Annotated in this window: 28 protein-coding genes; 14 read left to right on the forward strand and 14 right to left on the reverse strand. The window is 62.7% G+C overall.

Annotated features, from left to right (window positions below):
* Positions 1 to 56: 56 nt before the first annotated feature.
* The 5 genes from RAZWK3B_RS21315 to RAZWK3B_RS18275 form a co-directional block, all read right to left on the reverse strand.
* Positions 57 to 233, reverse strand: coding sequence for a hypothetical protein (locus RAZWK3B_RS21315; protein WP_007817782.1), 177 nt, complete (start codon positions 231 to 233; stop codon positions 57 to 59).
* A 111-nt stretch (positions 234 to 344) separates the two neighbouring features.
* The gene (locus RAZWK3B_RS18260; RefSeq protein ID WP_157132318.1) at positions 345 to 593 is read right to left on the reverse strand and encodes a hypothetical protein; all 249 of its coding nucleotides are present in this window, start codon (positions 591 to 593) and stop codon (positions 345 to 347) included.
* Between the two features lie 121 nt (positions 594 to 714).
* On the reverse strand, positions 715 to 1,359 hold the full coding sequence (locus RAZWK3B_RS18265; RefSeq protein WP_007817786.1) for an SDR family NAD(P)-dependent oxidoreductase: 645 nt from the start codon (positions 1,357 to 1,359) through the stop codon (positions 715 to 717).
* A gap of 38 nt (positions 1,360 to 1,397) precedes the next feature.
* Positions 1,398 to 1,844: a DUF1178 family protein gene (locus RAZWK3B_RS18270; protein WP_007817788.1), complete on the reverse strand. Its 447-nt coding sequence runs from the start codon at positions 1,842 to 1,844 to the stop codon at positions 1,398 to 1,400.
* Between the two features lie 69 nt (positions 1,845 to 1,913).
* Complete coding sequence (locus RAZWK3B_RS18275; RefSeq protein WP_007817790.1) at positions 1,914 to 2,390, reverse strand: NUDIX hydrolase; 477 nt, start codon at positions 2,388 to 2,390, stop codon at positions 1,914 to 1,916.
* A gap of 206 nt (positions 2,391 to 2,596) precedes the next feature.
* Between RAZWK3B_RS18275 and RAZWK3B_RS21320 the strand changes: the two genes are divergently transcribed.
* Genes RAZWK3B_RS21320 through bfr form a run of 5 tightly spaced genes read left to right on the forward strand, consistent with a single transcriptional unit; the run spans position 2,597 to position 4,136 of the window.
* On the forward strand, positions 2,597 to 2,755 hold the full coding sequence (locus RAZWK3B_RS21320) for a hypothetical protein (protein WP_007817792.1): 159 nt from the start codon (positions 2,597 to 2,599) through the stop codon (positions 2,753 to 2,755).
* On the forward strand, positions 2,752 to 2,916 hold the full coding sequence (locus RAZWK3B_RS20750) for a hemin uptake protein HemP (RefSeq protein WP_007817793.1): 165 nt from the start codon (positions 2,752 to 2,754) through the stop codon (positions 2,914 to 2,916). Before RAZWK3B_RS21320 ends, RAZWK3B_RS20750 begins: the two co-directional genes overlap by 4 nt.
* Positions 2,913 to 3,377 (forward strand): hypothetical protein, encoded by a 465-nt coding sequence (locus tag RAZWK3B_RS18280; protein ID WP_037296251.1) that lies wholly within the window; start codon positions 2,913 to 2,915, stop codon positions 3,375 to 3,377. Before RAZWK3B_RS20750 ends, RAZWK3B_RS18280 begins: the two co-directional genes overlap by 4 nt.
* A gap of 29 nt (positions 3,378 to 3,406) precedes the next feature.
* On the forward strand, positions 3,407 to 3,673 hold the full coding sequence (locus RAZWK3B_RS18285; RefSeq protein WP_007817797.1) for a (2Fe-2S)-binding protein: 267 nt from the start codon (positions 3,407 to 3,409) through the stop codon (positions 3,671 to 3,673).
* Complete coding sequence (gene bfr / locus RAZWK3B_RS18290; RefSeq protein ID WP_007817799.1) at positions 3,648 to 4,136, forward strand: bacterioferritin; 489 nt, start codon at positions 3,648 to 3,650, stop codon at positions 4,134 to 4,136. The genes RAZWK3B_RS18285 and bfr overlap by 26 nt, the downstream gene beginning before the upstream one ends.
* A gap of 102 nt (positions 4,137 to 4,238) precedes the next feature.
* On the opposite strand, the gene RAZWK3B_RS18295 is transcribed toward bfr, so the two are convergent.
* The 5 genes from RAZWK3B_RS18295 to RAZWK3B_RS18315 all read right to left on the reverse strand — a co-directional run bounded on the left by RAZWK3B_RS18295 (position 4,239) and on the right by RAZWK3B_RS18315 (position 9,801).
* On the reverse strand, positions 4,239 to 5,204 hold the full coding sequence (locus RAZWK3B_RS18295; RefSeq protein WP_007817801.1) for an ABC transporter ATP-binding protein: 966 nt from the start codon (positions 5,202 to 5,204) through the stop codon (positions 4,239 to 4,241).
* A complete protein-coding gene (locus RAZWK3B_RS18300; RefSeq protein WP_007817803.1) occupies positions 5,201 to 6,214 on the reverse strand; it encodes an ABC transporter ATP-binding protein in 1,014 nt (337 codons plus the stop codon). The genes RAZWK3B_RS18295 and RAZWK3B_RS18300 overlap by 4 nt, the downstream gene beginning before the upstream one ends.
* The gene (locus tag RAZWK3B_RS18305) at positions 6,211 to 7,152 is read right to left on the reverse strand and encodes an ABC transporter permease (RefSeq protein WP_007817805.1); all 942 of its coding nucleotides are present in this window, start codon (positions 7,150 to 7,152) and stop codon (positions 6,211 to 6,213) included. Before RAZWK3B_RS18305 ends, RAZWK3B_RS18300 begins: the two co-directional genes overlap by 4 nt.
* Position 7,153: 1 nt before the next feature.
* The gene (locus RAZWK3B_RS18310) at positions 7,154 to 8,137 is read right to left on the reverse strand and encodes an ABC transporter permease (protein ID WP_007817807.1); all 984 of its coding nucleotides are present in this window, start codon (positions 8,135 to 8,137) and stop codon (positions 7,154 to 7,156) included.
* Positions 8,138 to 8,223: 86 nt separating this feature from the next.
* Positions 8,224 to 9,801 carry an ABC transporter substrate-binding protein gene (locus RAZWK3B_RS18315; RefSeq protein WP_007817810.1) on the reverse strand — a complete coding sequence of 526 codons (1,578 nt, stop codon included), beginning with the start codon at positions 9,799 to 9,801 and terminating at the stop codon, positions 8,224 to 8,226.
* A 442-nt stretch (positions 9,802 to 10,243) separates the two neighbouring features.
* Between RAZWK3B_RS18315 and RAZWK3B_RS18320 the strand changes: the two genes are divergently transcribed.
* On the forward strand, positions 10,244 to 10,621 hold the full coding sequence (locus RAZWK3B_RS18320) for a DUF6746 family protein (RefSeq protein WP_007817812.1): 378 nt from the start codon (positions 10,244 to 10,246) through the stop codon (positions 10,619 to 10,621).
* 130 nt (positions 10,622 to 10,751) lie between these two features.
* Entirely contained in the window at positions 10,752 to 12,419 is a 1,668-nt protein-coding gene (locus RAZWK3B_RS18325) for an ABC transporter permease (protein WP_007817814.1), read from the forward strand.
* Between the two features lie 148 nt (positions 12,420 to 12,567).
* Here RAZWK3B_RS18325 and RAZWK3B_RS18330 read toward each other — a convergent pair whose 3' ends face one another.
* Entirely contained in the window at positions 12,568 to 14,940 is a 2,373-nt protein-coding gene (locus RAZWK3B_RS18330; protein ID WP_007817816.1) for a trimethylamine N-oxide demethylase, read from the reverse strand.
* A 70-nt stretch (positions 14,941 to 15,010) separates the two neighbouring features.
* Positions 15,011 to 16,375, reverse strand: a complete 1,365-nt coding sequence (locus tag RAZWK3B_RS18335) for a trimethylamine monooxygenase (protein WP_007817818.1) — start codon at positions 16,373 to 16,375, stop codon at positions 15,011 to 15,013.
* A gap of 164 nt (positions 16,376 to 16,539) precedes the next feature.
* Between RAZWK3B_RS18335 and RAZWK3B_RS18340 the strand changes: the two genes are divergently transcribed.
* Entirely contained in the window at positions 16,540 to 17,844 is a 1,305-nt protein-coding gene (locus tag RAZWK3B_RS18340) for an ABC transporter substrate-binding protein (protein ID WP_007817820.1), read from the forward strand.
* A gap of 7 nt (positions 17,845 to 17,851) precedes the next feature.
* On the opposite strand, the gene RAZWK3B_RS18345 is transcribed toward RAZWK3B_RS18340, so the two are convergent.
* Positions 17,852 to 18,577: a FadR/GntR family transcriptional regulator gene (locus RAZWK3B_RS18345; protein ID WP_007817822.1), complete on the reverse strand. Its 726-nt coding sequence runs from the start codon at positions 18,575 to 18,577 to the stop codon at positions 17,852 to 17,854.
* 476 nt (positions 18,578 to 19,053) lie between these two features.
* On the opposite strand from RAZWK3B_RS18345, the gene RAZWK3B_RS18350 reads away from it, so the two are divergent.
* The 6 genes from RAZWK3B_RS18350 to RAZWK3B_RS18375 all read left to right on the forward strand — a co-directional run bounded on the left by RAZWK3B_RS18350 (position 19,054) and on the right by RAZWK3B_RS18375 (position 24,308).
* Positions 19,054 to 20,349 carry an ABC transporter substrate-binding protein gene (locus RAZWK3B_RS18350; protein WP_007817824.1) on the forward strand — a complete coding sequence of 432 codons (1,296 nt, stop codon included), beginning with the start codon at positions 19,054 to 19,056 and terminating at the stop codon, positions 20,347 to 20,349.
* A 75-nt stretch (positions 20,350 to 20,424) separates the two neighbouring features.
* Positions 20,425 to 21,294 (forward strand): branched-chain amino acid ABC transporter permease, encoded by an 870-nt coding sequence (locus RAZWK3B_RS18355; RefSeq protein ID WP_007817826.1) that lies wholly within the window; start codon positions 20,425 to 20,427, stop codon positions 21,292 to 21,294.
* The gene (locus RAZWK3B_RS18360; RefSeq protein WP_157132319.1) at positions 21,287 to 22,267 is read left to right on the forward strand and encodes a branched-chain amino acid ABC transporter permease; all 981 of its coding nucleotides are present in this window, start codon (positions 21,287 to 21,289) and stop codon (positions 22,265 to 22,267) included. The genes RAZWK3B_RS18355 and RAZWK3B_RS18360 overlap by 8 nt, the downstream gene beginning before the upstream one ends.
* Positions 22,264 to 23,031 (forward strand): ABC transporter ATP-binding protein, encoded by a 768-nt coding sequence (locus tag RAZWK3B_RS18365; RefSeq protein WP_007817829.1) that lies wholly within the window; start codon positions 22,264 to 22,266, stop codon positions 23,029 to 23,031. The genes RAZWK3B_RS18360 and RAZWK3B_RS18365 overlap by 4 nt, the downstream gene beginning before the upstream one ends.
* Complete coding sequence (locus RAZWK3B_RS18370; RefSeq protein WP_007817830.1) at positions 23,021 to 23,728, forward strand: ABC transporter ATP-binding protein; 708 nt, start codon at positions 23,021 to 23,023, stop codon at positions 23,726 to 23,728. Before RAZWK3B_RS18365 ends, RAZWK3B_RS18370 begins: the two co-directional genes overlap by 11 nt.
* Positions 23,679 to 24,308 (forward strand): tetratricopeptide repeat-containing protein, encoded by a 630-nt coding sequence (locus tag RAZWK3B_RS18375; RefSeq protein WP_232279567.1) that lies wholly within the window; start codon positions 23,679 to 23,681, stop codon positions 24,306 to 24,308. The genes RAZWK3B_RS18370 and RAZWK3B_RS18375 overlap by 50 nt, the downstream gene beginning before the upstream one ends.
* Here RAZWK3B_RS18375 and RAZWK3B_RS18380 read toward each other — a convergent pair.
* Positions 24,281 to 24,763, reverse strand: a complete 483-nt coding sequence (locus RAZWK3B_RS18380) for a thioesterase family protein (RefSeq protein ID WP_007817832.1) — start codon at positions 24,761 to 24,763, stop codon at positions 24,281 to 24,283. The two genes, RAZWK3B_RS18375 and RAZWK3B_RS18380, sit on opposite strands and share 28 nt — an antisense overlap.
* Between the last annotated feature and the right edge of the window lie 8 nt (positions 24,764 to 24,771).

The following is a 24,771-nucleotide window of genomic DNA, read 5'->3' on the forward strand; positions in this document are numbered from 1 at the left end:
TCAGGCTGCCGGGTCGGATGAGGCGGCGGCGCCGTATGCGCCGCCGCGCGATGCGGTTACCCGGCTTCGCTGACGCGGGCTGCGACTTTGAGCCGTTCCTGTGCGCCGTCACGCGACAGCGCGGATTTCGGTGTGTCGCTGTTGCGAAGCTCTTCCATCGCACGCACGCTCAGAAACGCGAACGCAGCGACAAATCCCATAGTTCCAAGTGCCAGTATTGCGACGATTTCCATGTCAACCTCCTTGGTTATGGAAGGGTTACGACATGGGTGAACCATTGGATTTCGGGATAACGAAAATGTCAGAAATCAGCATGCGGCGGCATGCGGCAAAGGCCTGTTTGGTCAGCGCGCGACGAGGATGACGCCGAGCCAGAAGAGCAGGATTCCGATCCAGCCGAACTGCGCTGCAAAAAGACTGAGCAGCAGCAGAACCAGCATCACGCCGCCGGTCACCATCGCTTGCTGGCGGGCCGGACAGGCGGCAAGTCTGCGATCCACATCGCGCACCGTATGACCCGGCCAGAGCCGTGCGATCAGCGTCGCTGCAGCGCCACGGCACAGCGTGCCGATCCGTGACAGATAATGGTGCATCGCGCTTTGCATCCCGTGCTGATCGCGTCCTGAGGGTGTGGTATCCGACGGAATACTAATACGGCGCAAACAGTCGGGCAAGTCACGGCTTGGCGAGCGGCTGGCGCTGTATATGTACGGCTCAATAGGGGTGGGGGCGGCCGTCCCATGTCAGGAAACAGCCGGTGCTGTCCGGGCCAAGCTCGGCGAAGCGCGCCATCAGCCCCGTGGCGGATTCGTCGACCGAGATATCGGCGGCATCGCCGCCCATATCTGTGCGCACCCAGCCGGGGTGATAGATGCCGACTGCAATCTGTAGGGGGGCAAGATCGGCGGCGAGGTTGCGCGCAAGGTTCAGCGCCGCCGCCTTGGACGCGCGGTAGACATAGCTTCCGCCCGGTGCGCGGGTGTGGCTGGCCATCTGGCTGGAGATGATCGCGATCTTGCCCGCCTGTGCGGCTTGCAGATTGGGCAGCAGCGCCTGCACCGAGAGGAACACGCCGGTCACATTGGCGGCAAAGGTATCGGCCCACATCTGCGCGGGATAGCCCTTGGTCAGTGTTTCGTGCTTGTCCAGATAGACGCCGGCATTGCAGACCAGAAGATCCACCGCGCGCCCCTCGAGCGCCTGCGCAAAGGCCGCGACGCTGGCGGGATCGGTGACATCAAGTTGCGCCAGCGCGCCACCCTCGCGGGAGGTGCCGGTCACGACATGCCCTTCGGCCCGGTAATGTGACATCAGGGCATGACCTATGCCGCGATTGGCCCCGGTGATGACGATATGCATAAAAACGCTCCTTCAGGCCTTGGTCGGATACGCCGAGGTCAGTTCGATTTGCGGCCCGGCACGAAGGGCAGAGGCGCCACGGGCACGCCGTCTTCGATCAGTTTGCGGGCGTCGTCGGGACGGGCCTCGCCATAGATCGGGCGTTCGGGGCTGTCGCCGGCATGGATGCGGCGGGCTTCGGCCGCGAAGTTCATGCCGACATATTCGGATTGCGACTCGATGCGCTTTTTCAACTCGGCGAGGGCCTGTTCTGCCGGATGGCTCGGGGTGCTGAGGGCGCCCGGTTCGGGGCGGTCTTCGGGGCGGTCCTGCGGCGCGCGGCTGACGGCGACACGGGGGGCCATGAGCGCCTTGTCCACGCTGGTCGATCCACAGACCGCACAGGAGACCATCCCGGACGCCTTGAGCTTGTCGAAGGCGGCCGCACTCTGGAACCAGCTGTCGAACCGGTGATCCCGGTCACATTTGAGTGTGAATTGTATCATGGGGTCATCACGTCAGTTACCCGCTGAACTTAACCCCGGGGGATGCGGGATCAAGAGGGCGCGCGCGGTTCACCGTATCAGCGCCTTGGGATCGAAATGGCGCAGTATCGCGGCGAGTTCAGGTTCATCGACGCGCGCGGCTGCTTTTTTCGGGCGCATCCACTTGCGCTTGCGCTGATCGGCCTCGGGATAGTCGTTGGTCAGAGCCTTGACCTTGACCGGAAACACGAGGCCGAGACAGGGCAAGTTGTTCTTGGGATCGGTGGTTTTGTTGTAAGAGAAAATTCCCAAGCATTGCTCATGGGCCTTGCCCCGCACGCCGGCTTCTTCCCAAGCTTCGGTCAGTGCGCATTCGCCGGGGGTCTTGCCGGGAATCGGCCAGCCCTTGGGCAGAATCCATCGACCGGAACCGCGGCTTGTCACAAGAAGGATTTCCGGCTTGTCGTTGGTCATGCGATAGCACAGCGCCGCGAACTGGGTTCGCATGTCGGACTTGATCCGAGGGCGCAATGTGATCGGCATTTGCCTGTAGGGGTGAAGCGACATGGCGAAGTCTCTTTGTGTGCCCGGCCGGAATTGTCCAAGTATAAGTCAGCAAACGGGCCACTGACCAGTGATGTTTGCAGAGGATTTTTATTTCCGACTAAAAAAATCAGAATTGACATATCCTATCATTTTTGTCAGGTTGGTGGGGCCACGCCACCCCATGCGGACCAGCCGGCATCAGAAACGACCCAACACGGAATTTTGGCATGGTACAGTCCCATACTCTTTCGCCCGCGCCCCAAGCTGTCACCCCAAGCGAGCGTGACGCATGGCGCAAGGATATTCTCGCCGCCGCCTTTCAGGGGGGCGTGACCTCTGATTACTGGCTCGAGGCGCTGCTCGACCGGGTGGAGGCGGGACGATGATCCGGGCGCAGACATCCGCACAGCCGCAGCTGCAACCCGATCCCGCCAGCCACGACGCGCGTGCCCTGACCGATGGCGGGCAGACGGCCACGATCGTGCTGGACGGCCAGATCTACACCTTGCGCATCACCCGCGCCGGCAAGTTGATCCTGACCAAATGAAGCATGACAGGGACATGGTCGGCGCCTTTCCGGTCTCTGCGCTGGACAGGCTGGATCCGGGCGAGGCGCTGGTGGTGCTGTGCCTGCGCAGATGGAGCGACGGGCCGGGTGCTGTCGAGGCGCTGCTCTTGCCGACGCTGGGGCCAAGCGGGGCGCGGGCGTGTCTGCGCGCTTTCAGTGAGATGATGGGCCTGATGCAGCGCCATTGCCGCCGTCCGCTGGCGCAACACGGCCAGGCGTGCCGCTGCGTGGGCTCGGATGAGGCGATCCTTGCGCATTTTGTCATGGTCGCGGCGACGGGTGAGCGCGAGGACGCCATGCTGATCGCCTCGCTTCTGGTGGACGGGCCGTTGCTGCTGCCGATGGTGGACGCCGCGCGCATAGCGGGCTTGTACCTGTATCAAGCCGGATTGAGACAAAAAGCCAGCTTCCCCGAACCCGCCAGCGCCACGCGGCATTGACCGGCGACAAGGACACGAGGAGACAAGACATGATGATTTGTCACTGCATGGCCATCACCGACGGGGATATCCGGCGCGCGGTGGACTGGATGCGGGCTGCGGATCCCGACACGATCATAACACCGGGGAAGGTGTATCGCGCCCTTGGTAAACGAGCCGATTGCGGCGGATGTCTGCCGCGGTTCGTTGACACGCTCAAGGGATGCGACAAGTTTGAAGTACCGATGGAGTTGCGCGGCCTGCGCCGTGACATGACACAGGGAGTGACCGATGAAGGGCGACGAAAAGGTAATTGAGTATCTCAACAAGGCGTTGCGCAGCGAGCTGACGGCGGTCAGCCAATACTGGCTGCATTACCGCCTGCAGGAAGACTGGGGCTATGGCCGGATCGCGAAGAAGAGCCGCGAGGAAAGCATCGAAGAGATGCACCATGCCGATAAGCTGATCGCCCGGATCATCTTTCTCGGCGGGCACCCGAATCTGCAGAAGCTGGACGCGCTGCGGATCGGCGAGACCCTGCGCGAGACGCTGGAGGCCGATCTGGCCGCCGAACATGAGGCGCGCACGCTTTACATCGAGGCGCGCAGTCACTGTGACAGCGTGGCGGATTACGTCTCGAAAAACCTGTTCGAAGAGCTGATCGCCGATGAGGAAGGACATATCGACTTCCTTGAGACGCAGATCGATCTCTATGACAGCTTGGGCGCCGAGCGTTATGGGCTTCTGAACGCCTCGCCTGCGGATGAGGGCGACGGGTAGGGGGCTCTGCCCCCGACGTTGAAAATCCGGGGATTTTCAACGCCTCCCCCGGGATATTTTCGGCCAGAAGAAGCCGCGCCCGAACGTATTTCGGGCGCGGTGTCATTCCGCCAGATGGCAGGCCACGCGGGTGTCGCCAAGGCGGCGCATCTCGGGGCGCTCGCGGCTGCAGCGGTCTATGGCCAGCGGGCAGCGCGGGTGAAACGCGCAGCCCGAGGGTGGGTTGATCGCATCGGGGATCTCGCCCTTGGGCGGATCCACTTCGCGGCCGAAGGCATCCATGCGCGGCGCGGCATCGAAGAGCATCTGCGTATAGGGGTGTTTGGGGTCGGCGAAGAGCGTATCGCGCGGGGCCTCTTCGACCAGACGGCCCAGATAGAGCACGCCGATCCGGTCTGCCATGTGATGCACCACCGTGAGGTCATGACTGATGAAGAGATAGGTGAGGCCCAGCTCTTCGCGCAGGTCCGACATCAGGTTGAGCACCTGGCTTTGCACCGAGACATCGAGCGCCGAGGTCGGTTCGTCGCAGACGATGATCTTCGGGCCGGAGGCCAGCGCCCGGGCGATGCAGATGCGCTGACGCTGGCCGCCGGAGAATTCATGCGGATATTTGCCCGCATCCGCCGCCGAGAGCCCCACCTGTTCCAGCAGCTTCTCTGCGAGCCCGGCGGTTGCCCCGCCGCGCGCGGCCACAGGTTCGGCAATGATGTCACGCACGCGCCAGCGTGGGTTGAGCGAGGCGTAGGGATCCTGGAAGATCATCTGGATATCGGCGCGCACGGCATCGATCTGGGCGGCGTCGCTTTCGGTGGCGAGATCCACGCCCTCGATCAGGACCGAGCCTTGCGAGGGCGGCACGAGGCCCACGATGATCTTGCCGATGGTGGATTTTCCCGAGCCGCTTTCGCCAACAAGGGCGTAGACGCTGTTTTCCTCGATCTCGAAGCTGACATCCGACACGGCGGTGAGCAGTGCACGGGGGGCGCGTTCGATCAGCCGGTTGAGCCAGGGTTTGGAGACATCGAAGATGCGGGTCAGATGTTCGATCCGGATGATCGCGCTCATGCTTCGGCCTCCTGATCGCGGTCGGTGGTGGTGTCAGCCTGAGAGCGCAGCGGGAACCAGCAGGCGGCGCGGCCGTCGCATGTGTCGAGTGTCGGGCCGGGATCGTGGCGGCAGCGGTCCTGCACGTGGTCGCAGCGCGGCGAGAAGGCGCAGCCCGGTGGCAGATTGCCCAGCCGGGGCATGGCACCGGGGATCTGACGCAGGCGGCGGTGGCCCTGGCTTGCCAGCGGGGTCGACGCCATGAGACCGGCGGTGTAGGGGTGGTGCGCGTCGGTGAGCACCTCGCGCACGGGGCCAAGCTCGGCCAGGCGGCCTGCATACATCACCGCCACGCGGTCGGCGGCCTCGGCGATGACGCCCATGTCATGTGTGACCAGCATCACCGCCACGCCACGGTCGCGGCAAAGCCGCTTGAGGAGCGCGATGATCTGGGCTTGCACGGACACATCCAGAGCAGTCGTTGGCTCGTCGGCGATCACGAGATCGGGTTCGGCGCAGAGCGCAAGGGCGATCACCACGCGCTGCCGCATCCCGCCGGAAAATTCATGCGGGTAGCTGTCGATCCGGTCGCGGGCGGCGGGGATGCCCACCTCTTCGAGGGCTGCAACGGCGCGCTTGCGGGCCTCGGACGGGGAGACGTCGAGATGCTCGAGGATCGTTTCGGTCAGCTGGTCGCCGACGGTGAGCAGCGGGTTGAGCGAGGTCAGCGGATCCTGAAAGATCATGCCCATCCGCTTGCCGCGCAGCCGGCGCAGGGCGTCACCCCTGAGGGTGTGGACCGGTTGGCCCGACAGCAGGATCTGGCCCGAGACGATCCGCGCGGGCGGGTCCAAAAGGCCGATCACCGCATTGCCGGTCATGGATTTTCCGGCGCCGGATTCGCCCACGACGCCAAGGATTTCGCCTGCGTGAATGTCATAGCTGACGGCATCGACGGGGCGCAGCACGCCGTGGCGCGTGGGAATTTCCACGACAAGGTTACGGACGGACAGGACGGGTGTTGCGGTCATCTGAGCCTCGGGTTCAATGCGTCGCGCAACCAGTCGCCCAGCAGGTTGATCGACAGCGCCAGCGCCAGAAGCGTGGCGGCGGGGAAGAACAGGATCCACCATTCGCCGGAGAACATGAATTCCTGACCGATGCGTATGAGCGTGCCGAGGCTGGGTTTGGTCGGGGGGGCGCCTACGCCGAGGAAGGACAGTGTCGCCTCGGCGATGATCGCCAGCGCAAGACTGATGGTGGCGATTACCAGCACGGGGTTGAGCACATTGGGCAGGATGTGGCGCAGCATGATGGCAAAGGGCGTGCGCCCGATCAGGCGGGCGGCTTGCACGTATTCCTTGTTCTTTTCGACCAGTGTGGCACCACGCACCACCCGGGCGAACTGCACCCAATCGCTGAGGCCGATGGCCAGGATCAGCACCCAGATCGCCATCTGGTCGCGGTATTCGGGCGGGGTGATGCCCTTGGCGATCCCGAAGATCAGCATCGCCACGAGGATCGCAGGGAAGGTCAGCTGCACATCGGCGATGCGCATGATGATCGTTTCGGTCCAGCCTCCTGCGTAGCCTGCCAAGAGGCCGAGGGTTACGCCGAGCACCATTGCCAGAAGCACCGCCGCGAAGCCCACGAACAGCGAGATACGCATCCCGTAGAGGATCGTCGAAAAGACGTCGCGGCCCTGATCATCGGTGCCGAGCACGAAGAAATCCCCGGTGAACTGGTTGGCGACGCCCGGCGGGGTGAAGCCGTTCATCAGGTTCAAGGTTGCTGGGTTGAACGGGTCATGAGGCGCGATCAGGGGCGCCAGCACTGCGCCGAGGATCAGCACTACAACCATCAGCGTCGAGACCATGGCCACCGGCGCATGGCGGAACGACCAGGCAATGTCGCTGTTCCAGACGCGGCGCAGGCGGGTGGGACGGATATCGTTGCTGGTATCGGCCATCTCAGTGCCCTCCTGCGGTGCGGTCGACGCGCAGGCGCGGGTCGATCGCGAAATAGAGCATGTCCACGATCAGGTTGATGCCGACGAACATCACCGAGATCATCATCAGATAGGCGGCCATCACCGGGATATCGACGAACTGGATCGCGTTGATGAAAAGAAGGCCGACGCCGGGCCATTGGAACACCGTCTCTGTGATGATTGCGAAGGCGATGATGCTGCCCAGTTGCAGGCCGGTGATGGTGATGACCGGCACCAGCGTGTTCTTCAGAGCATGGCGGAAATTGACTGATTTTTCGCGGATGCCACGGGCGCGGGCGAAGCGGATGTAGTCCATGCGCAGCACCTCGAGCATTTCGGTGCGCACCAGCCGCATGATCAATGTCATCTGGTAAAGCCCAAGGGTGATGGCCGGCAGGATCAGCGCCTTGAGACCACTTGCCGTCAAAAAGCCCGTGGTCCAGCCGCCAAGATCCGTCACCTCGCCGCGCCCGAAGCTGGGCAGCCAGCCAAGCTCGACGGAAAAGACATAGATCAGCAGGATGCCGATCAGGAAGGTAGGCAGCGACACGCCGAGCAGCGACAGGGTCATGATGATATTTGCTGCAGCGCCGCGACGGTGGATCGCCGTGAAGATGCCAAGCGCAATGCCACCAAACAGGGCCAGAAGGCCCGAGACGAAGGCAAGTTCCAGCGTTGCGGGCAAGCGCTCCATGAGGATCTCGGCCACGGGGCGGCCCTGTCGGTAGCTGAGACCGAAATTGCCCTGCGCGGCCTGTTCGAGAAACAGCCAGTATTGCACGATGAAGGGCCGGTCGAGGCCAAGCTGCTGGCGCAGACGTTCGATATCGGCCTGGGTGCGTTCTTGGCCGAGCATGTTGTCGACCGGGTCGCCCACGAAGGCGAACATCGAGAACGCGACAAGCCCCACGATCAGAAGGACCAGCACGGACTGGAATACGCGGCGGATGATATAGGCGAGCATCTGGGGCTCCGATCAATGCGGAAAACCGCGCCCCATAGGTGGGGCGCGGCATGTCCGGGCGGGCATGCGGCCCGCCCGAATACGCGTCAGTTCATCGTGAAGAACTTGAACTTCGGGTCATCCTCTGGGCTGACTTCGGTGCCAACCGCGCTGGTCATGCCCCAGTTGAGCACCTGATGGTGGATCGGGATATAGAGCTGCTCTTCCTGCACGACGTTCCAGATCGACTGGATGGTCTCGTTGCGCGCGGCAAGGTCGGTCTCGGAGGCCAGCGACACGATCATCGCGTCGACGTCCGCATTCGAGAAGCCGGTCCCGTTCCAGCTGCCGCGATCCTCGCCACGGGTGTGAACGAGGAAGTTGAAGATGTACTCGGAATCGTAGGTCGGAACGCCCCAGCCCAGCATGTAGAAATCCGTCTGATCATTGGTAATCAGCGGGAAATGCTGTGCCTTGGGTTTCGCGTCGAGATTCACGGTGACACCGATTTGCGCCAGCATCCCCACGGTGGCCTGACAGATCGCCTCGTCGTTGATGTAGCGGTCGTTCGGGCAGTCGAGCTGGATCGAGAAGCCATCACCATATCCGGCATCCGCCATCAGCGCCTTGGCGGCGTCGATATCGGTCTTGGCCGAGCTGTCCATCTCGGCGGTCCAGCCATTGACGAAGGGGGGCGCGATCATGCCGGCGGGCTGGGATTGCCCGCGCATCACCACCTGCTTGATGGCGTCGCGGTTGATCGCCATGGACATGGCCTTGCGCACGCGCACATCCGCCAGCGGGTTCTTGCCTTCGACATCGTCATTGGCGATGTCGTCTGCGCCCATGTTCATCCCGAAGAAAATCACCCGGTTCTGAGGCGCTGTCTTGACGAGCAGCCCCTCGGTCTCGCCCACGCGGCCCAGATCCTGCACGGGAACGTCCTGAATGAAATCGACTTCGCCTGACAAAAGCGCCGCGACGCGGGTGGCGGCGTTCTGGATCGGGGTGTAGACGATCTCGGTCACATCCATCGGGAATTCGTCCTTGCCCCAGTAGTTTTCGTTCTGGGTAAGGACGGTTTTCACGTCAGGCTCGCGGCTGACCAGCTTGTAAGCGCCGGTTCCCATGGCGTTGGTGGAGGCAAAGGTGGTCTGTCCGCCCTCGACGTCCTGCACGGTGACGGAGTCGTTCGCTTCGGCCCAGCCTTTGTCCATCATGAACATGTTGGTCAGGTTCGAGGGCAGGATCGGGTTCGGCCCATCGGTCACGAATTCGACGGTATGATCGTCCACGGCGCGCACTTCGACCACCGAGGTCAAAAGCTCTTTCATGTTGGAATTCTCGGATTTTGCACGGGTGATGGAAAAGACCACATCCTCGGCGGTGAAATCCGAGCCGTCATGGTATTTGACGCCCTGGCGCAGGTTGAAAACCCAGACGTTGGGATCATCCGCCTTGGGAGCCCAGTCCGTCGCAAGCGCCGGCTGGAAGGCGCCGGTCATGTCGCGGATAATCAGGGGTTCATATATCTGATGGGCCAGCGTGTGGGTCGGCCCTTCGTTTTGTGCATGCGGATCGAGGGTGAGCGAATCCCCCGCACGGGCCCAACGCAGTGTCTCGGCAGAGGCGCCGATGGAAGTGCTGGCCAGAAGCGCTGCGGTCAGAATTGCTGTTGTTTTCATTGTGGACTCCCTGTCGATATTTTGGATTTTTCTCTGAATTCGTAGCCTTAACGATAGGCAAGATTAACCATGGTGTGTGCGAACGCCAAAAGATAATTCGTCATCCGGGCATGACGTTTCGTCAAGCTTGGTCTGTATCGTCCGGATTGTGAGAGGTTCTGACCGTGCGAATTGCTTAAAGACCTACGAAAATAATCAGGAAATATTGACAACCATCTTGCGCTTCCTTAGCCGTGAGCATGACAGTGGCGTGGCGCGAGGCTTGGGTTTCCGGCCTTTGCACGAGCGTCGCGACGGTGTCGCGCGGATCATCTGCACCCGAATGGTGATGGTGCAGAACTGTCCCCGCGAAACGAGAGCGACCTGAGCGGTACGCAGTCGGTGGATCATCGGCCAACCCGCGCGGTAGCCAGCATGATATATCCGAAAAAGGATCAGACCGATGAAACATACCGTTGGAAGTCTTGTCACAGCTGCGGCGATCACGCTTGGGCATTTGGTGCCAGCAACAGCCGAGCAGGTGACGCATTATGCGCCCGAACCATCCGAGACGCTGGAGCAGGCGGTCGAGAATTTCGCTAAATATAACGCCAAATTGGCCAATGTGCTGGACCGCGATCCGCTGACGACGGCGGATATGGAAGAGGTGCACGAATATACCTATACTCTGGAAATAGCCTTGGCGAAGATCAACGAGGAGTTGGGCGCGCTGCCTGTGGTTCTGGAGGAAGTGCACCAGACATCCGAAGGCGATGACCCCGAGCGTCTGCGTGCCGCTGGCGAGGCCTATCTGGCGCAGGCAAGACTGCTGGATCGCTGACGCGAAGCCGCAACCCGGTGCGGCCCGAAGACAGGGTCGCACCGCATCCCACACTTTTTTTGTCGGGAATGTCTGGAACCCGACAGCGTTTTGTGGCAGCCATGGCGCCTGAACCGTCGAAAGCACCGATATGTCCGAACGCCTGCTGCATCGAATTGCGTGGATTGCCGTGATCCTTTGCGTCGCGCCGATCCTGGCGGCGGCGCTTGCGGCATTCACTGGCGATCTTGATACGTGGCGCAATATTCTCGCCTCCGTCCTGCCGCGCTATGCGCGCACGACGCTGATTTTGGTAATGATCGTAGGGGTTTCGACGGCACTGATCGGCAGTGTGACGGCTTGGCTTGTCACCGTCTACCGCTTTCCCGGCTCCCGCTGGCTGGAGGTGGCGCTGGCGCTGCCACTGGCGTTTCCGGCCTATGTGCTGGCCTATGCCTATACATCCTTGCTGGATCATCCGGGGCCGGTGCAGACCTTGCTGCGCGAGGTGACGGGCTGGGGGCCGAGGGAGTATTGGTTCCCGGAAATCCGTAGTCTGGGCGGGGCGGCGTTGATGCTGACCATCGTGCTTTATCCCTATGTCTACCTGCTGGCGCGGGCTTCGTTCAAACAGCAATCCTCGAACGCGTTTCTGGTGGCGCGGACGCTTGGGCGCTCGCCGTTCCGGGCCTTTCTGCGGGTGGCGCTGCCGATGGCGCGGCCTGCGATTGCGGGGGGCGCGCTGCTGGCGGTGATGGAGACCATCGCGGATTATGGAACGGTTGCGTTCTTCAATGTGCAGACCTTTGCCACGGGGATTTACCAGGCGTGGTTCTCGCTTGGGGATCGGGCGGCGGCGGCGCAATTATCCCTGTGTTTGCTGAGCTTTGCGCTGCTTCTGGCGGGGCTGGAGCGGGCGCAGCGCGGCAAGGCGCGGACTGCGGGGCAGGGCGCGCGGTTCGAGACGATGGAGCGGCCCCAGCTGACCGGTGCGGCGGGTTGGATGGCGACGGCGTTCTGCCTTGCGCCGGTGGCGCTTGGGTTCCTGATCCCCGTTATAATGCTGGGGTTTATGGCGGTGGGGTCGGGGCAGAACCTGTTCGATAGCCGGTATCTGTCGCTGATGCAGAATTCCGTTCTGCTGGCGGGGGTTGCGGCGGTTCTGACGGTGATCGGGGCGGTGCTGATCGGGTTTCGCGCACGCACCCGGCCGGACCGGCGGTCGCGGCTGATGGTGGTGGGCGCGGGGCTGGGATATGCGGTGCCGGGCGGCGTGATCGCGGTGGGGCTGATGGTGCCGATGGCGGCGCTCGACAATCTGATCGACGATGTGATGGAAGCCTCGTTCGGGATCAGTACGGGGCTGCTCATTACCGGGTCCATATGGCTGATGATCGTGGCCTATATGGCGCGGTTCATGGCCGCCGCGCTGAATGCCTATGACAGCGGAATGGCAACAGTTCCAGTGCATTACGACGCGATTGGTCGGTCGCTTGGGCAGCCGGGACCGCGGCTTTTGTGGCGGGTGCATCTGCCTGTGGCGCGCACCAGCGTGCTGACGGCGCTGCTGATCGTGTTCGTCGATGTGATGAAGGAACTGCCCGCCACGCTGATCCTGCATCCGTTCAATTTCCAGACGCTGGCGGTGCAGGCGCACCGGCTGGCGTCGGATGAGCGGCTGTCGGAGGCGGCTGTGCCGTCGCTGGTGCTGGTGGCGTTCGGGCTGATTCCGGTGGCGCTGCTCTGCCGGACCTTGGGGCGAGACGGCACGCAGGGGCGGCGGAGTGCGAAGCTGGGAACAGCGATCCGGACCGGCTGAGCCGCGACTCACCCCAAAGCCCTTGGTTAACAGGGGAAAACCCGTTCGGCATCGCGTCGGTATAACGTCGGTATCGCGTCGGTATCGACCTGCTGCAGATCAATCGTAAACGGACCGCGCGTTGCGGCGCGGCCCGGAGGCGCCGGTCTCAGCCGTAATTGCCCTTCACGCGTTCCTTGGTCGGATCGAAATGCGGGAAGGGGACGATGGTGGCCTTGAGGCGTTTTTGCTGCCCGTCGAGCTGACCCACCTCGACGGCGGTGCCCGGCTCGGTATGGGGCAGGTCGAGCCGCGCCAGTGCGATGGTCTTGCCGAGGATGGGTGAGCGCATGGCCGAGGTGATCTCGCCGATCTGGGCGCGGCCCATGCGGACGCAATCGCCGCCCGAGGGTACGATGCCGCTTTCGATCTCGAGCCCGACCAGTTTGCGCTGCGGATGCGCCTTGCGGTTTTCGAGCGCCGTGCGGCCGATGAAATCGTCCTCTTGTGTCTTGAGCGGAACGGCAAAGCCGATGCCGGCCTCGAACGGGTCGGTGCGGTCGCAGAATTCGGCATTGGCAAAGATAAGCCCGGATTCGATGCGCAGCATGTCCAGAGCCTCAAGCCCGAGGGGCAGCATGCCCTTGAGTGCGCCTTCGGCCCAGATGGCGTCGAAGACCTGTGGGGCGTGTTTGGGGTGGCAAAACACCTCGTAGCCCAATTCGCCGGAATAGCCGGTGCGGCTGACCACCAGAGGGATCCCGTCATAGTCGCCGATCCGGGCGATGGTGAAGCGGAACCACTCCAGCTCGTCGATGGTGGGCTGGGTGGGCGGTGTCCAGATCAGGGCCGAGAGGATCTCGCGGCTGAGGGGGCCTTGCACGGCGATATTGTGCAGCTGGTCAGTCGAGTTGCGCACGAAAGCGTTCATCCCGCGCTCCTGCGCCTGCTGGCGCAGCCACAGGCCGGAGGTGTCGTTGCCGCCGATCCAGCGGAAATTGTCCTGACCCAGACGGAACACGGTGCCGTCGTCGATCATGCCGCCGTGATCGTAGCACATGGCGGTATAGACCACCTGACCGACAGCCAGCTTTTTCATGTTGCGGGTCACGCAAAGCTGCATGAGGGCTTCGGCGTCGGGGCCTGTCACCTCGTATTTGCGCAAGGGCGACAGATCCATCACGGCGGCCTTTTCGCGGCAGGCCCAGTATTCGGCCAGCGCCCCCTTGCCGGTCATGTCCGAGGCCAGCCAGTAGCCATTGTATTCGATGAAATTGCGCGTGTGCTGCGCGAAGCGGGAATGGAACCCGGTTTCCTTGGTGTCTTCCACTTGGGCCTCCGCCGATTTGCGATAGCCGATCGAACGGCTGAAGGTTTCGGTCGCGCCATAGCTGCGCACCTGAATGTCGGTGGGGTTCCAGCCATTGGCCGGGTCCACATCGCAGGGGCAGGCAGTGGACACGCAGATCAGGTCGGTGAGCGCGCGCAGCAGCACGAAATCGCCGGGGCGCGACCATGGATCGTCCATGCCGATGGCGTTTGTCTCATCCAGCATGGTGTTGAAGAAGAAGTTGATCGCGGGCCAGCCGGCGCGCGGGCGGATGCCGTATTGCGCAAGATCGGCATTCATGTTGTCCGAGCAGTTCACGTGACCGGGATAGCCCAGATCTTCGTAATAGCGCGCGGTACAGGCCAGCCCGAACGTGTCATGCCGGCCGCATGTGTCCTGCACGATCTCGACCAGCGGCTCCTGATCGACACTCCAGTATTTCGAGAAGATGCCGGGCTGGGGGTAGAGCGACCCCATCAGCGAGCGGGTCGTGGTGGGGTCGATGTCGCGTTCCAGCCCCTTGTCCAGTGCGCGCATCGAGAAGGCCTGAAAATCCGAGCATTCGCGGCCCTGCACATCGAGGATCTGGATATACTGGCCCTTGCGCACCTCGTAGCTGTGCGCCTCGCCGGGCTGGATGTTGATGTTGTGGATCGGATCGGCCAGCGGATCGGGGGGCAGGAGCCCGCCCTTGGCGTTGCGGCGGTTGGCGCGGCGGATATAGAGGATCAGGTCGGTGGGCGTGTCCTGCGCGCAGGGCTGCATCGGGCCACCGGGGGCGGCGACGATCAGCAGGCCGTCGCAGGCGGCGTGAAAGGTGGCCATGTCGCCGGGGCGCGAGCCTTCGGCAAAGACGCGCACCGCATCGGCCTTGCCCAGCTTGAAGCCCGCCGCATCGAGCGCACGCGCCACACGGGCACCCGAGGGCGAGCCATTGGCCAGCACCGAGATCACGCCTTCGGGGCGGCCCGAGCCGGTGGCCCCCAGCATGGCCGCGTCCGAGCGCCCGTCGGGGCCGAAGAGCACAAGTTCGCCGGGTTGCAGGCCTTCGGGATCGAGCAGGGTGATTTCGTCCCCCGCCTCGATTGGCAGGGCACGGGAGCCGCCGGCGGGCACGGGGTGTCGTTCGACGCCGGGTTCCAGCACCGGCAGGCCGGGCAACAGGATGCCCGCCCGCTCGTAGGGGGTCTCGAAGAGGGGGGTGATGGCCATGATGTGTTCGCGCGCTCAAGGGTTCGTCGCCCCGGCCATGGGGGAAAGGTTTGGCCGGGACGACATCGGATCAGGCGGATTGGGCCTGTTTTTCGGTTTGCAGGTAGGAGTCGAGGCTGTCATCGAGTGCCTCGACCCAAGGTGTATGATGCGGCGGTGCCTTCTTGCCGGTCATCGGTGACACATAGCCGTAGTTGCGGAAGGCCATGATGTCTTTCTTCTTGTGCTTCTTCCATTCGTAGAAGGCCTGACAGGCGGCTTCCACATCGAAGGAGGGGTAATCGGTTTCGGCGATCAGTTCCTCGACATAGTCGCCCTGATATTTGATGCAGGCGTAATCGTCCTCGAGCTTGTCCTCGTCGGCTTCGCGCTGTTTCCAGTCGGCCTCCATGGTGGCGGTGTCCGGGAGGGCGATCTTGCCCATGATGCAGTCACGCGCCCACCAGGCTTGCGCATCGAACATGTTGAAGGTGAACCACTGGTCCTGCATCCCGAGATAGAACAGTTTGGGATTGGGCACGAAGACCACGCCCTTGTAGAGATCCGCCGCCGCCAGCCGGTTGGCGGTCTTGAGGCGCAGAGCGTCGGGCAGGAAGGGGAAGTGGTGCTTGTAGCCGGTGCACAGGATGATGGCATCGACCTCGCGGCTGGTGCCGTCGACGAAATGGGCGGTCTTGCCCTCGACATGGCTGAGGCCGGGGGCCTCGTCCCAGTTGTCGGGCCATTGGTAGCCCATGGGACCGGAGCGGTGTGACGAGATGATCGAGTTGCAGCCGTATTTCCAGCATTGCGAGCCGATATCCTCGGCCGAGTAGGACGAGCCCATGATGAGGATGTCCTTGCCTTCGAATTCGCGGGCATCGCGGAAGTCATGGGCGTGCAGGATGCGGCCATTGTAGGATTCGAAGCCCGGATAATGCGGCACGTTGGGCGTGGAGAAATGGCCAGAGGCGACGATCACATGGTCGAACACCTCGATGGTTTCCTCGTCGCGGGCCGTGTCGCGGGCGGTGACGGTGAATGTGCCGGTTGCGTCGTCGTAACGGACATCGCGCACGTAGTTGTTGAAGCGGATCCAGTCGCGGACCCCGGCCTTTTCGACGCGGCCCTTGATATAGTCGAACAGCACCTCGCGGGGCGGGTAGCTGGCGATTTCCCTGCCGAAATGTTCATCGAAGGTGTAGTCGGCGAATTCCAGGCCCTCCTTCGGGCCGTTGGACCACAGGTAGCGATACATCGAGCCATGGCAGGGAAAGCCGCTGTCATCGACGCCGGTGCGCCATGTGTAGTTCCACAGGCCGCCCCAATCGGACTGCGCCTCGTAGCAGACGATCTCGGGGATATCCTCGCCGTTTTCGGCGGCGGACTGGAATGCACGCAGCTGTGCAAGCCCCGAAGGGCCGGCCCCAATGATACCAACGCGTTTCTTTGCCATGTGGTCAGTCTCCCTGATTGGTATGAACCAAATTCCTGTTTTGGTTCTTTTGGTTCACTTCAGTAAGCCAAACCGTGTACCAATGAGTCAACAACAATCCTGTTCAGGGCGCGATCCGGTGGTATCGTCGCAGAACGTCTTGGCGCAAGGGAGCACGGAATATCATGGAGTCGTCGAGTTTTGCGCATCGGCTGGCGATAAGTGGCGCGCTGCCGCGCCTGCAGGCGGGGATGGCCAGTACCGTCAATATCGGCTTTCTCGCGCCGCTGAGCGGGCCGGTCGAATCCTGGGGGCTGCCCGGGCTGCATGGCTGCCGGATCTGGGAAAACTGGCTGAATGCCGCGGGCGGTCTGCTGATCGACGGGCGCCGCTATCCGATTCGCATCCATGCGCATGATTGCGGCTATGAGCCGAAGACGGCGATGGCGGGGGCTGTGCGGCTGGTGCAAGATCATGACGTCAAGCTGCTGATGATGCTGGGCGGTGACAGCTTTACCCCGGTGGCGGATTTCCTGATGGATCGGCGCATCCTGACCTCGACGCTGCTGCCCAGTGACCTGAGCCCGGATACGCCCTATCTCATTGCCCCGTCCGAGGTGCACCCGATCTATCTGGTCACTGGGGTGGAGTGGCTGGCCAAGGCGCGGCCCGAGTTGAAAACAGTGGCGATGTGCAGTCAGCGCGATGCGCTTGGCCTGCCGTCGCTGGCCACCTATCGCGCGGCGTTCAAGGCGGCGGGCATCGAGATCGCCAAGGAAATCCAGTATGATCCCGCGATGACCGATGCCGCGGCATTGGTGCAGCCGATGCTGGACGAAAACCCCGATATCCTGTGCTGGTGCACCAGCTATACGCCGATGGTGCATGCGATGACGGAATACGCCCATGCGCAGGGCTTCAGGGGGCAGATCATCTCGTGCACGCTGGATCACTACGATCGGTTGGTGGCGCGCACGGGGCGTGATTTCATGGAAGGGGCGGTCTTTCACTTTCCGGACTTCGACGATCCTGCGCTGCGGGAAAAGGCGTTTTTCTTCAATCAGCCGAATGTCTTTTACGAGGAATACAACGCCCGCTACCCCGGCAGCTGGAGCGCGGTCAGTTGGGAATATGCCGCCATTCTGGATATCTGGCACGCGGCGGTGGAAAAGGCCGGTACGGTCAATCCGCTGTCGGTTCTGGCGGCGATGAAGCAGCTTGGCCATGTCACCCATGCGTTCGGCCCGGCGCAATGGTGGGGGCGCGATGTGTTCGGCGTGGACAATGCGCTGGTGGGCGAATGGCCGGTGGTGACGGTGCAGGACGGCAAGGCGCGGATCGTCAGCTTCGGGTCGGTGCCGGGATGGCTGCGCGACAATGCCGATCTGTTGAAACGCGAGATGGTCGCTCTGGGTCAGATGTGGGATCAGCGACTGGAGCGCGGGGTCGGCGAGGGCACCGAATTGCAGGCCCGCACTATCGAGGCGTGAGGCGCGATCAGAATTCCTGCAACAGCAGTTTCTGTTCCTCGACCAGATGCAGCTTGATGAATTCCACCGCAGAGGCGACATCGCGCGACGCAATGGCGTTGAACAAGGTGTTATAGCGTTTCTGATAGTCCTGAATGCGGCGCGGCGTCAGGTTGCGGCGGCGCAGCTTGGTGCGAAAGCTCTGGCGGTAGGTTTCGATGGTCAACCGGTAGCAGGACGCCAGCAGCGGGTTGCCTGTGCCTTCGGCGATCTGGGTGTAGAGCTTTTCCTCGAGTTCGATGAAGGCGTCCATGTCGGTGTTGATGGCTTCGAGCGCCGACAGTGTTTGCGACAATTCGGTGATCTGGCGAGGGGTCATGTTGACCACCGCAAGCCGGACCATTTCAGGTTCGAGAATGCCGCGCACCACAAGATGATCCAGCGGGCTTGTATCATCGGCGACGGATTCGTCGACGGCGCGCGAAGGTGTCTTGGAGCGGTAGGTCACAAAGCTGCCCGAGCCGGGGCGGCGGCGGATCACGTTCTGGTTTTCCAGCACGTCCAGCGCCTCGCGGACGGTGTTGCGCGCGACCCCCAGTTCCGAGGCCAGGGTGCGTTCGGAGGGCAGGCGCGTGTCGGTCGGGTATTCTTCGGACTTGATGCGCGCGAACAGGGTATCGACCACGATCTGCACCGTCGCGCCGATCGGCTGGGGTGTGACGATGGTTGCGGTGTCGTCGATGGGTCGGGTCATCGGGGATCCTGAAGCTTGCTTAGATGGAACAACCTAGCGCGCAAAGGGCGGGTGGGAAAGCGGTCTGCTGCAGGGATGTGGTGCGCCATGCTTGCCGCGCCCATGGGCGGCGGATGATGCCCCGCGCAGACGGGAGATTGGGCCGGATATGAAAATTGGTACCCTTGTGGTTGAAAATATGATTATTTTAAATACATAATATATATAACAAAAACAAGTAATTATGATAATCCGTTTATTTTTGTCGGATTTAGTGCGCAATAAAAGTCCACAATTGATCCAATAATTGAACCAATTTTGTTGGCAGGTTGGGGTATCTCTGTTAGCGTTCGGAGTCGAGGCCGAAGCAACCTGCGCGCGTTGGTATGGCTGTGCCTCGGTCGCCCTGCCGCTGTCGCGCCCGCTCGTTCCATGACGTTGGCCTCCAAGAAAATCGCCCGAAACCAGCGGGCATGCCAACATGGGAGAAAACGAAAATGCTTTCCAAGATCATGAAGCCGGGGCTGACGCGCCGGACCTTCCTGCAATCCTCGGCAGCGGCAGCGGCGGCGGCGGCCTCGAGCTTGCCACGGCTGGCCCATGCCCAGAACAACGTCATCAGGATCGGCTTTCTTGCGCCTTTGACGGGGGCTGTGGCGGCCTGGGGCAAGCCGGGGCTCGACGGGTGCCAGATCTGGGCCGAGAGGGTGAACGCGGCGGGCGGTATCCAGCTGTCGGACGGCGCCTATCAGGTGGAGTTCGTGGCCTATGACAACGAATATGACCCCGCCAAGGCCCGCACCGGCGCGACCAAGCTGATCCGTGAGGATGGCGTCAGCTTCATCATGATGCTCGGTGGCGACACATGGCCCGGCGTGCAGCCGGTGGCTGACAGGACCGGAATGCTGTTTTCGACCTTGCTGCCCAGTGATCTCAGTCCCGATACCACCACGCTGATCGCGCCGGCCGAGGTGCATCCGATCTACAATGTGACGGCGGTCGAGTGGCTGGCCGAGAACCGGCCCGAGTTGAAGACGGCGGTGATGTGCGCGCAGGACGATGCGCTTGGCCTGCCGTCGGTCGCCACGTATCTCGCGGCGTTCGAGGCGGCGGGGATCGAGATGCAGGACGAGCCGCTTTTGTTCGACCCGGCCACGACCGATTTCGCGCCAGTCGTCACGCGGCTGATGTCGTCGAACCCGGATATCGTCTGTCTGGACACGTGCTATTCGGATTATGTGCATCCGATCTGCGAACAGTTGTTCCAGCAAGGCTATGAGGGGCAGATCATCTCGTGCACGGCGGATTTCTATGACCAGATCATCGCCAAGACATCCAAGGAATTCATGGAGGGGTTCCTGTTCCAGTTCCCGGATTTCGACGATCCGGCGCTGAATTCGGATCAGGTGAATTTCGAGGATCCAAACGGGTTCTTCGCCGAGTTCAACAAGCGTTATCCCGGTCAGTGGGGTGCTGTGAGCTGGGAATATGCCTCGGTGATGGATCTGTGGAAAGCCGCCGCCGAGAAGGCCGGATCGGCCGAGCCGGATGCGGTGATCGCCGCCATGAAGGAGGGCGGCACCGGCAAGCATGCCTTCGGCGATGCGCGCTGGTGGGGGACCGAGCTTTTCGGGATCGACAACGCGCTGGTGGGCGATTGGCCGGTGGTGGCGATCGAGAACGGCAAGGCCACCATCAAGGAGTTCCGCAGTATCCCGGCCTGGTACGACAAGCATGGCGATCTGCTGGTCAAGCACATGAAAGCCTATGACCAGATGTGGGATCAGCGCTAAGGCGCAAGGCCGGAAAAAGGCGCCGCGAATGAGGGTGTTCGCGGCGCCTGTCCCTGACAGGAAGAGACCGAACAGATGCTGGAACTCCTTGCGCAGACCGGCCTGAATGCCGTGTATGCGGCGAGCTATATCTCGCTGATTGCGGTGGGCCTTGTGCTCATCTTCGGCGTCATGGGGGTGATCAATTTCGCCCATGGCGAGCTGTATATGGCGGGCGCCTATACGGTGGTGCTGATGTATACCGATTTTCAGGTGCCGTTCTTTCTGGCGGTGGCGATGGGGCTGATCTTTGTGGGGGCCTTGGGCCTTGCGATGGAGCGGGCGCTTTTCCGGCCCTTGCGGGACAATCCGTTGGGGGGGCTTGTCGCCTCGATCGGGTTTCTGATGATCCTGCAGGCGGTGGCCGCGATGGGGTTCGGCGTGCGGATGGAGCATATTGCCCCGGTCACGCAGGCGGTGATCGAATTCTCCGACAGGGTGCGCCTTCCAGTGGCGCGGCTCTATGTCATCATCGCGGCGGTCGTGCTGTTGAGCGCGCTGTGGATTTTCCTGAAGAAGACGCGGTTTGGCTGGGCGTTGCGCGCGGCGGCGCAGGACCCCGAAGCGGCGGCGTTGCAGGGCATTTCGATCAAGCAGACGGCGCGGATCGCCATGTTCATCGGCGCGGGCCTTGCAGGGATCGCGGGGGCGCTGACCGCGCCGCTGGTGTCGGTCAATCCGCATATGGGCCATTCGGTCATCATCACGGCCTTTATCGTCATCATCGTGGGCGGTGTGGGCAGTCTGGAAGGGGCGGTGGTGGCGTCGGTGGCCTATGCGATCATCCACACGTTCGTGACCACGTTCTATGACGGGGTGATCGCCGATATCGTCGGGCTGAGCCTGATGCTGCTGGTGCTGATCGTCAAGCCGACGGGTCTTTTCGGGAGTGCGGATCGTGCGTAGGCTTGTCGTCATCCTGCTGGCGGCCTGTGCGCTGCTGGCGCTGCCGCATGGGCTGAGTTTCTCGCAGCAGGAAATCCTTGTTTTCCTGACCATCAACATTCTGCTGGTGTCCTCGTACCGGCTTCTGACGCTGACCGGGGAATGGTCGCTGGCGCATGTGGTCATCATGGGGGTGGGGGCCTATGCCTCGGCGCTCTACAGCAAGGAGCTGGGGGTGTGGGTGCCGGTCTCGATCCTGCTGGGCGGGGCCACGGCGGCGCTGTTGGCGGTGCTGTTGTCCTTTCCGCTCTTCAGGATGAAGGGGTTCTATTTCCTGATCGGGTCTTTCGCCGCCGGTGAGATCATCCGCCTGTTATGGAAGCGCTTTCGCGATCCGTTCGGCGGCCCGAAGGGCATCAAGGGGATCGAGCCGATGCCCGATTTTTCCATCGGTATCTATGATTTCGATTTCTTCGAGCCGGTCAGTTACTACTACCTGTCGGCTTTTGTGGTGGCGGTCTGCCTGTGGCTGCTGTGGCGGATCGAGCGCAGCCCTGTTGGCCTGACCTTTCACGCGGTGCATTGGCAGGACAAGCTGGCCGAGGCGTCGGGCGTCAATCTGCGGGCCTATCGGACGCTGGCCTTTGCCATCGCCAGCGGGTTCGCGGGGATCGGCGGCGGGCTGATGGCGCATTATGTCGGCACGATCAATCCCAACAGCTTCGATGTCGATCTGATGGTCTATGTGCTGACCTGGGCGATCGTGGGCGGGACCGGCACGTTCTATGGTCCGATCCTTGGCTGTGTCGTGCTGACCGTGCTGAACGAGATCGTGCTGCGCGAACTGGGCTTCGAGCAGATGCGCCCGCTGATCTATGGCCTGATCATGATCCTGTCGATCCTGTTCCTGCCCAAGGGATTGGAAAGCATCGTGCAACATCTGACAACGCGGGGCCGCGGCAAGGCTGTTGAAAAACAAAGGGCTGCGGAATGACCCAATTTCTAGAAGTCGATACCCTGACCATGCGCTTTGGCGGGCTGACCGCCGTGGACGGTCTTAGCCTGAAGGTCAGGCATGGTGAAATCCATGGTCTGATCGGCCCGAATGGCGCGGGCAAGACCACCACGTTCAACATGATCTCGGGGTTCTACAAGCCGACATCGGGCGAAGTGCGGCTGCGCGGCGAGGTGATCTCGGGGTTGCGGATGCACGAGGTGGCCCGGCGCGGCGTGGTGCGGACCTTTCAGCATTCGACGCTCTTTGCCGAGATGACGGTTCTGGAAAACGCGCTGGTCGGCACGCATATGGCGTTTCGGCCCAATATCTTCGCTGCCATCGCAGGCTGGGATCGCGAGGATCGTCGCGGCGCCGAGGCGCGGGCACGCGAGGCGCTGGAGTTCTTCGGGCTGCATCATCTGGCGGGTGAATTGGCCGGGGAATTGAGCCATGGGCATCAGCGTGCGCTTGGGCTTGCGGTGGCCTATGCCAGCCATCCCGACGTGATGCTGCTGGACGAGCCGTTCACCGGCATGAACCCCGAAGAGACGCGCGGCATGATGGGCTTGATGCGCAAGCTGCGCGAGGACGGGATCACGATCCTGATCGTCGAGCATGACATGCAGGCGATCATGGGCCTGTGCGATACGATCACCTGCATGAGTTTCGGCAAGTTTCTGGCCGAGGGCGGACCCGCCGAGATCCGCAACCATCCTGCGGTGATCGAGGCCTATCTGGGAGGCGCGCGCCATGTTGCTTGAGATGCGCGATGTGTCGGTCACTTACGGCAAGGTGTCGGCGGTGCGAGGCATCTCGCTTGGCGTGCCGGATGGGGCGATCGTGACGATCATCGGCGGCAATGGCGCGGGCAAGACGACGACGCTGCGGGCGATGTCGGGCATGGTGCCGCTGGCGGGGGGCGAGATTCATTTCGACGGGCAGCGCATCGACGGGCTGACATCCGACAAGATCGTGGCGCGCGGGATCGCCCATGTGCCCGAGGGGCGGCGGATCTTTCCCGATATGACGGTCGAGGAAAACCTGCGCACCGGGGCGTTCCTGAGGCGCGACAAGCCGGGGATCGCGGCGGATCTCGAGCAGGTCTATGAGCGGTTCCCGAGGCTGCGCGAACGGCGGCGGCAGCTGGCCAAGACCATGTCGGGGGGCGAGCAGCAGATGCTGGCGATCGGGCGCGCGCTGATGTCGGCGCCGCGGCTGTTGCTGATGGACGAGCCGTCGATGGGGCTTGCGCCGGTGATCGTCGAAGAGATCGCCCGCATCATCGAAGAGATCAACGCGCAGGGCGTGCCGGTGGTTCTGGTCGAACAGAATGCCGAGCTGGCGCTGGAACTGGCCAGCCATGCCTATGTGCTGGAGACGGGAAACATGGCACTGGAGGGGCCAGCCGATGAGCTTCACGACAATGAGCATGTTCGCGCCGCGTATCTGGGGATTTGATCCTGGCTCACCGATGGCGCGGGTTGCGCTGCAGGCGGGATGGCGGCGGCGAGACCTGATGTGGGAGGCGTTGATGGAGCGCGGCTGTGCTGCGTGGGCGGCTGGCAAGACGCGCGCGGCGGGTTGGGCGTTCCTGAGGGCGCGGCTGATCGCCTCGCGGTTTGCGACGGGCGATTTGCGGCGGGCGGCCAGTGAGGCGGCACTTGGTGTGGTGACGCGCGCGCCCGGTCGGATTTTGCGCGCCCATGCGATGTTCGCGCGCCATGCCGAGGCGCAGATCGCGGCGATGCAGATCGCGCCGCGCGCCCGCAGTTCCCTGTTTCACCTGCGCATGGAGGCGCGGCACCGAGACACCTATCACGCCAATATGCGCCTGCGCCTGACGCGCATCGCCGGGGAAACCGCCGCCTGCCTGCAGGAGATGGCGCAGGGCCGAGCGCCGTCGCACCGGCTGCATACCCGGTGGCTGGGTGAGAAGCCGGTGGTCTTCGACGACACGAGAAAGGTGCTGTCGGCCTGCCTTTTGATCCCGGATAGCCTGTCGGGCGGGGATCAGGGCTTGCGGCGGATGCCGATCTGAGAGCCGACCCCGTCGGGGCGGGGGTGCTGCGCGTGTTGCGCGGCCATGGCGCGCACACGGCTCAGGATGTCGTCGGGCATGGGGGCGACACGGGGGCCGTCAAGATTGACATGCAGTGTCATGCCCTCGCCGGTAGCGGCCAGCCAGCCGTCCTGATGGTAGAGTTCCTGAAAGGTGTGGAACCGCTTTTCGTCATGGTCGAGCAGCCAGAACGAGGAGTGCAGCGTGTCGCCGAGTTTCACTTCGCGCAGGTAGCGGATGTGGAATTCGGCGGCGAACGTCGTGTGATTGGCCTGCGCCGCATAGTCCGGGCCGAAGCCGAATTCGGCAAAGACCTCGTCGGCGGCACGGTCGAACAGGACGGTGTAATAGCCCATGTTCAGGTGGTTGTTGAAGTCGATCCAGCCCGGCTCGATCTTGAGCGGGGAGGACATGAAGGGCACTGATGTCGTCATTATATCCG

Origin of the sequence: Roseobacter sp. AzwK-3b, assembly GCF_000170875.1 — a bacterium.
In the GTDB taxonomy this organism is placed as follows: domain Bacteria; phylum Pseudomonadota; class Alphaproteobacteria; order Rhodobacterales; family Rhodobacteraceae; genus Roseovarius; species Roseovarius litoreus.

Excerpts from the sequence above, each read along its gene's own strand:
- RAZWK3B_RS21315 (WP_007817782.1), bottom strand. The coding sequence starts at position 233 with ATGGAAATCGTCGCAATACTGGCACTTGGAACTATGGGATTTGTCGCT.
- RAZWK3B_RS18260 (WP_157132318.1), bottom strand. The coding sequence starts at position 593 with ATGCACCATTATCTGTCACGGATCGGCACGCTGTGCCGTGGCGCTGCA.
- RAZWK3B_RS18265 (WP_007817786.1), bottom strand. The coding sequence starts at position 1,359 with ATGCATATCGTCATCACCGGGGCCAATCGCGGCATAGGTCATGCCCTG.
- RAZWK3B_RS18270 (WP_007817788.1), bottom strand. The coding sequence starts at position 1,844 with ATGATACAATTCACACTCAAATGTGACCGGGATCACCGGTTCGACAGC.
- RAZWK3B_RS18275 (WP_007817790.1), bottom strand. The coding sequence starts at position 2,390 with ATGTCGCTTCACCCCTACAGGCAAATGCCGATCACATTGCGCCCTCGG.
- RAZWK3B_RS21320 (WP_007817792.1), top strand. The coding sequence starts at position 2,597 with ATGGTACAGTCCCATACTCTTTCGCCCGCGCCCCAAGCTGTCACCCCA.
- RAZWK3B_RS20750 (WP_007817793.1), top strand. The coding sequence starts at position 2,752 with ATGATCCGGGCGCAGACATCCGCACAGCCGCAGCTGCAACCCGATCCC.
- RAZWK3B_RS18280 (WP_037296251.1), top strand. The coding sequence starts at position 2,913 with ATGAAGCATGACAGGGACATGGTCGGCGCCTTTCCGGTCTCTGCGCTG.
- RAZWK3B_RS18285 (WP_007817797.1), top strand. The coding sequence starts at position 3,407 with ATGATGATTTGTCACTGCATGGCCATCACCGACGGGGATATCCGGCGC.
- bfr (WP_007817799.1), top strand. The coding sequence starts at position 3,648 with ATGAAGGGCGACGAAAAGGTAATTGAGTATCTCAACAAGGCGTTGCGC.
- RAZWK3B_RS18295 (WP_007817801.1), bottom strand. The coding sequence starts at position 5,204 with ATGAGCGCGATCATCCGGATCGAACATCTGACCCGCATCTTCGATGTC.
- RAZWK3B_RS18300 (WP_007817803.1), bottom strand. The coding sequence starts at position 6,214 with ATGACCGCAACACCCGTCCTGTCCGTCCGTAACCTTGTCGTGGAAATT.
- RAZWK3B_RS18305 (WP_007817805.1), bottom strand. The coding sequence starts at position 7,152 with ATGGCCGATACCAGCAACGATATCCGTCCCACCCGCCTGCGCCGCGTC.
- RAZWK3B_RS18310 (WP_007817807.1), bottom strand. The coding sequence starts at position 8,137 with ATGCTCGCCTATATCATCCGCCGCGTATTCCAGTCCGTGCTGGTCCTT.
- RAZWK3B_RS18315 (WP_007817810.1), bottom strand. The coding sequence starts at position 9,801 with ATGAAAACAACAGCAATTCTGACCGCAGCGCTTCTGGCCAGCACTTCC.
- RAZWK3B_RS18320 (WP_007817812.1), top strand. The coding sequence starts at position 10,244 with ATGAAACATACCGTTGGAAGTCTTGTCACAGCTGCGGCGATCACGCTT.
- RAZWK3B_RS18325 (WP_007817814.1), top strand. The coding sequence starts at position 10,752 with ATGTCCGAACGCCTGCTGCATCGAATTGCGTGGATTGCCGTGATCCTT.
- RAZWK3B_RS18330 (WP_007817816.1), bottom strand. The coding sequence starts at position 14,940 with ATGGCCATCACCCCCCTCTTCGAGACCCCCTACGAGCGGGCGGGCATC.
- RAZWK3B_RS18335 (WP_007817818.1), bottom strand. The coding sequence starts at position 16,375 with ATGGCAAAGAAACGCGTTGGTATCATTGGGGCCGGCCCTTCGGGGCTT.
- RAZWK3B_RS18340 (WP_007817820.1), top strand. The coding sequence starts at position 16,540 with ATGGAGTCGTCGAGTTTTGCGCATCGGCTGGCGATAAGTGGCGCGCTG.
- RAZWK3B_RS18345 (WP_007817822.1), bottom strand. The coding sequence starts at position 18,577 with ATGACCCGACCCATCGACGACACCGCAACCATCGTCACACCCCAGCCG.
- RAZWK3B_RS18350 (WP_007817824.1), top strand. The coding sequence starts at position 19,054 with ATGCTTTCCAAGATCATGAAGCCGGGGCTGACGCGCCGGACCTTCCTG.
- RAZWK3B_RS18355 (WP_007817826.1), top strand. The coding sequence starts at position 20,425 with ATGCTGGAACTCCTTGCGCAGACCGGCCTGAATGCCGTGTATGCGGCG.
- RAZWK3B_RS18365 (WP_007817829.1), top strand. The coding sequence starts at position 22,264 with ATGACCCAATTTCTAGAAGTCGATACCCTGACCATGCGCTTTGGCGGG.
- RAZWK3B_RS18370 (WP_007817830.1), top strand. The coding sequence starts at position 23,021 with ATGTTGCTTGAGATGCGCGATGTGTCGGTCACTTACGGCAAGGTGTCG.
- RAZWK3B_RS18375 (WP_232279567.1), top strand. The coding sequence starts at position 23,679 with ATGAGCTTCACGACAATGAGCATGTTCGCGCCGCGTATCTGGGGATTT.
- RAZWK3B_RS18380 (WP_007817832.1), bottom strand. The coding sequence starts at position 24,763 with ATGACGACATCAGTGCCCTTCATGTCCTCCCCGCTCAAGATCGAGCCG.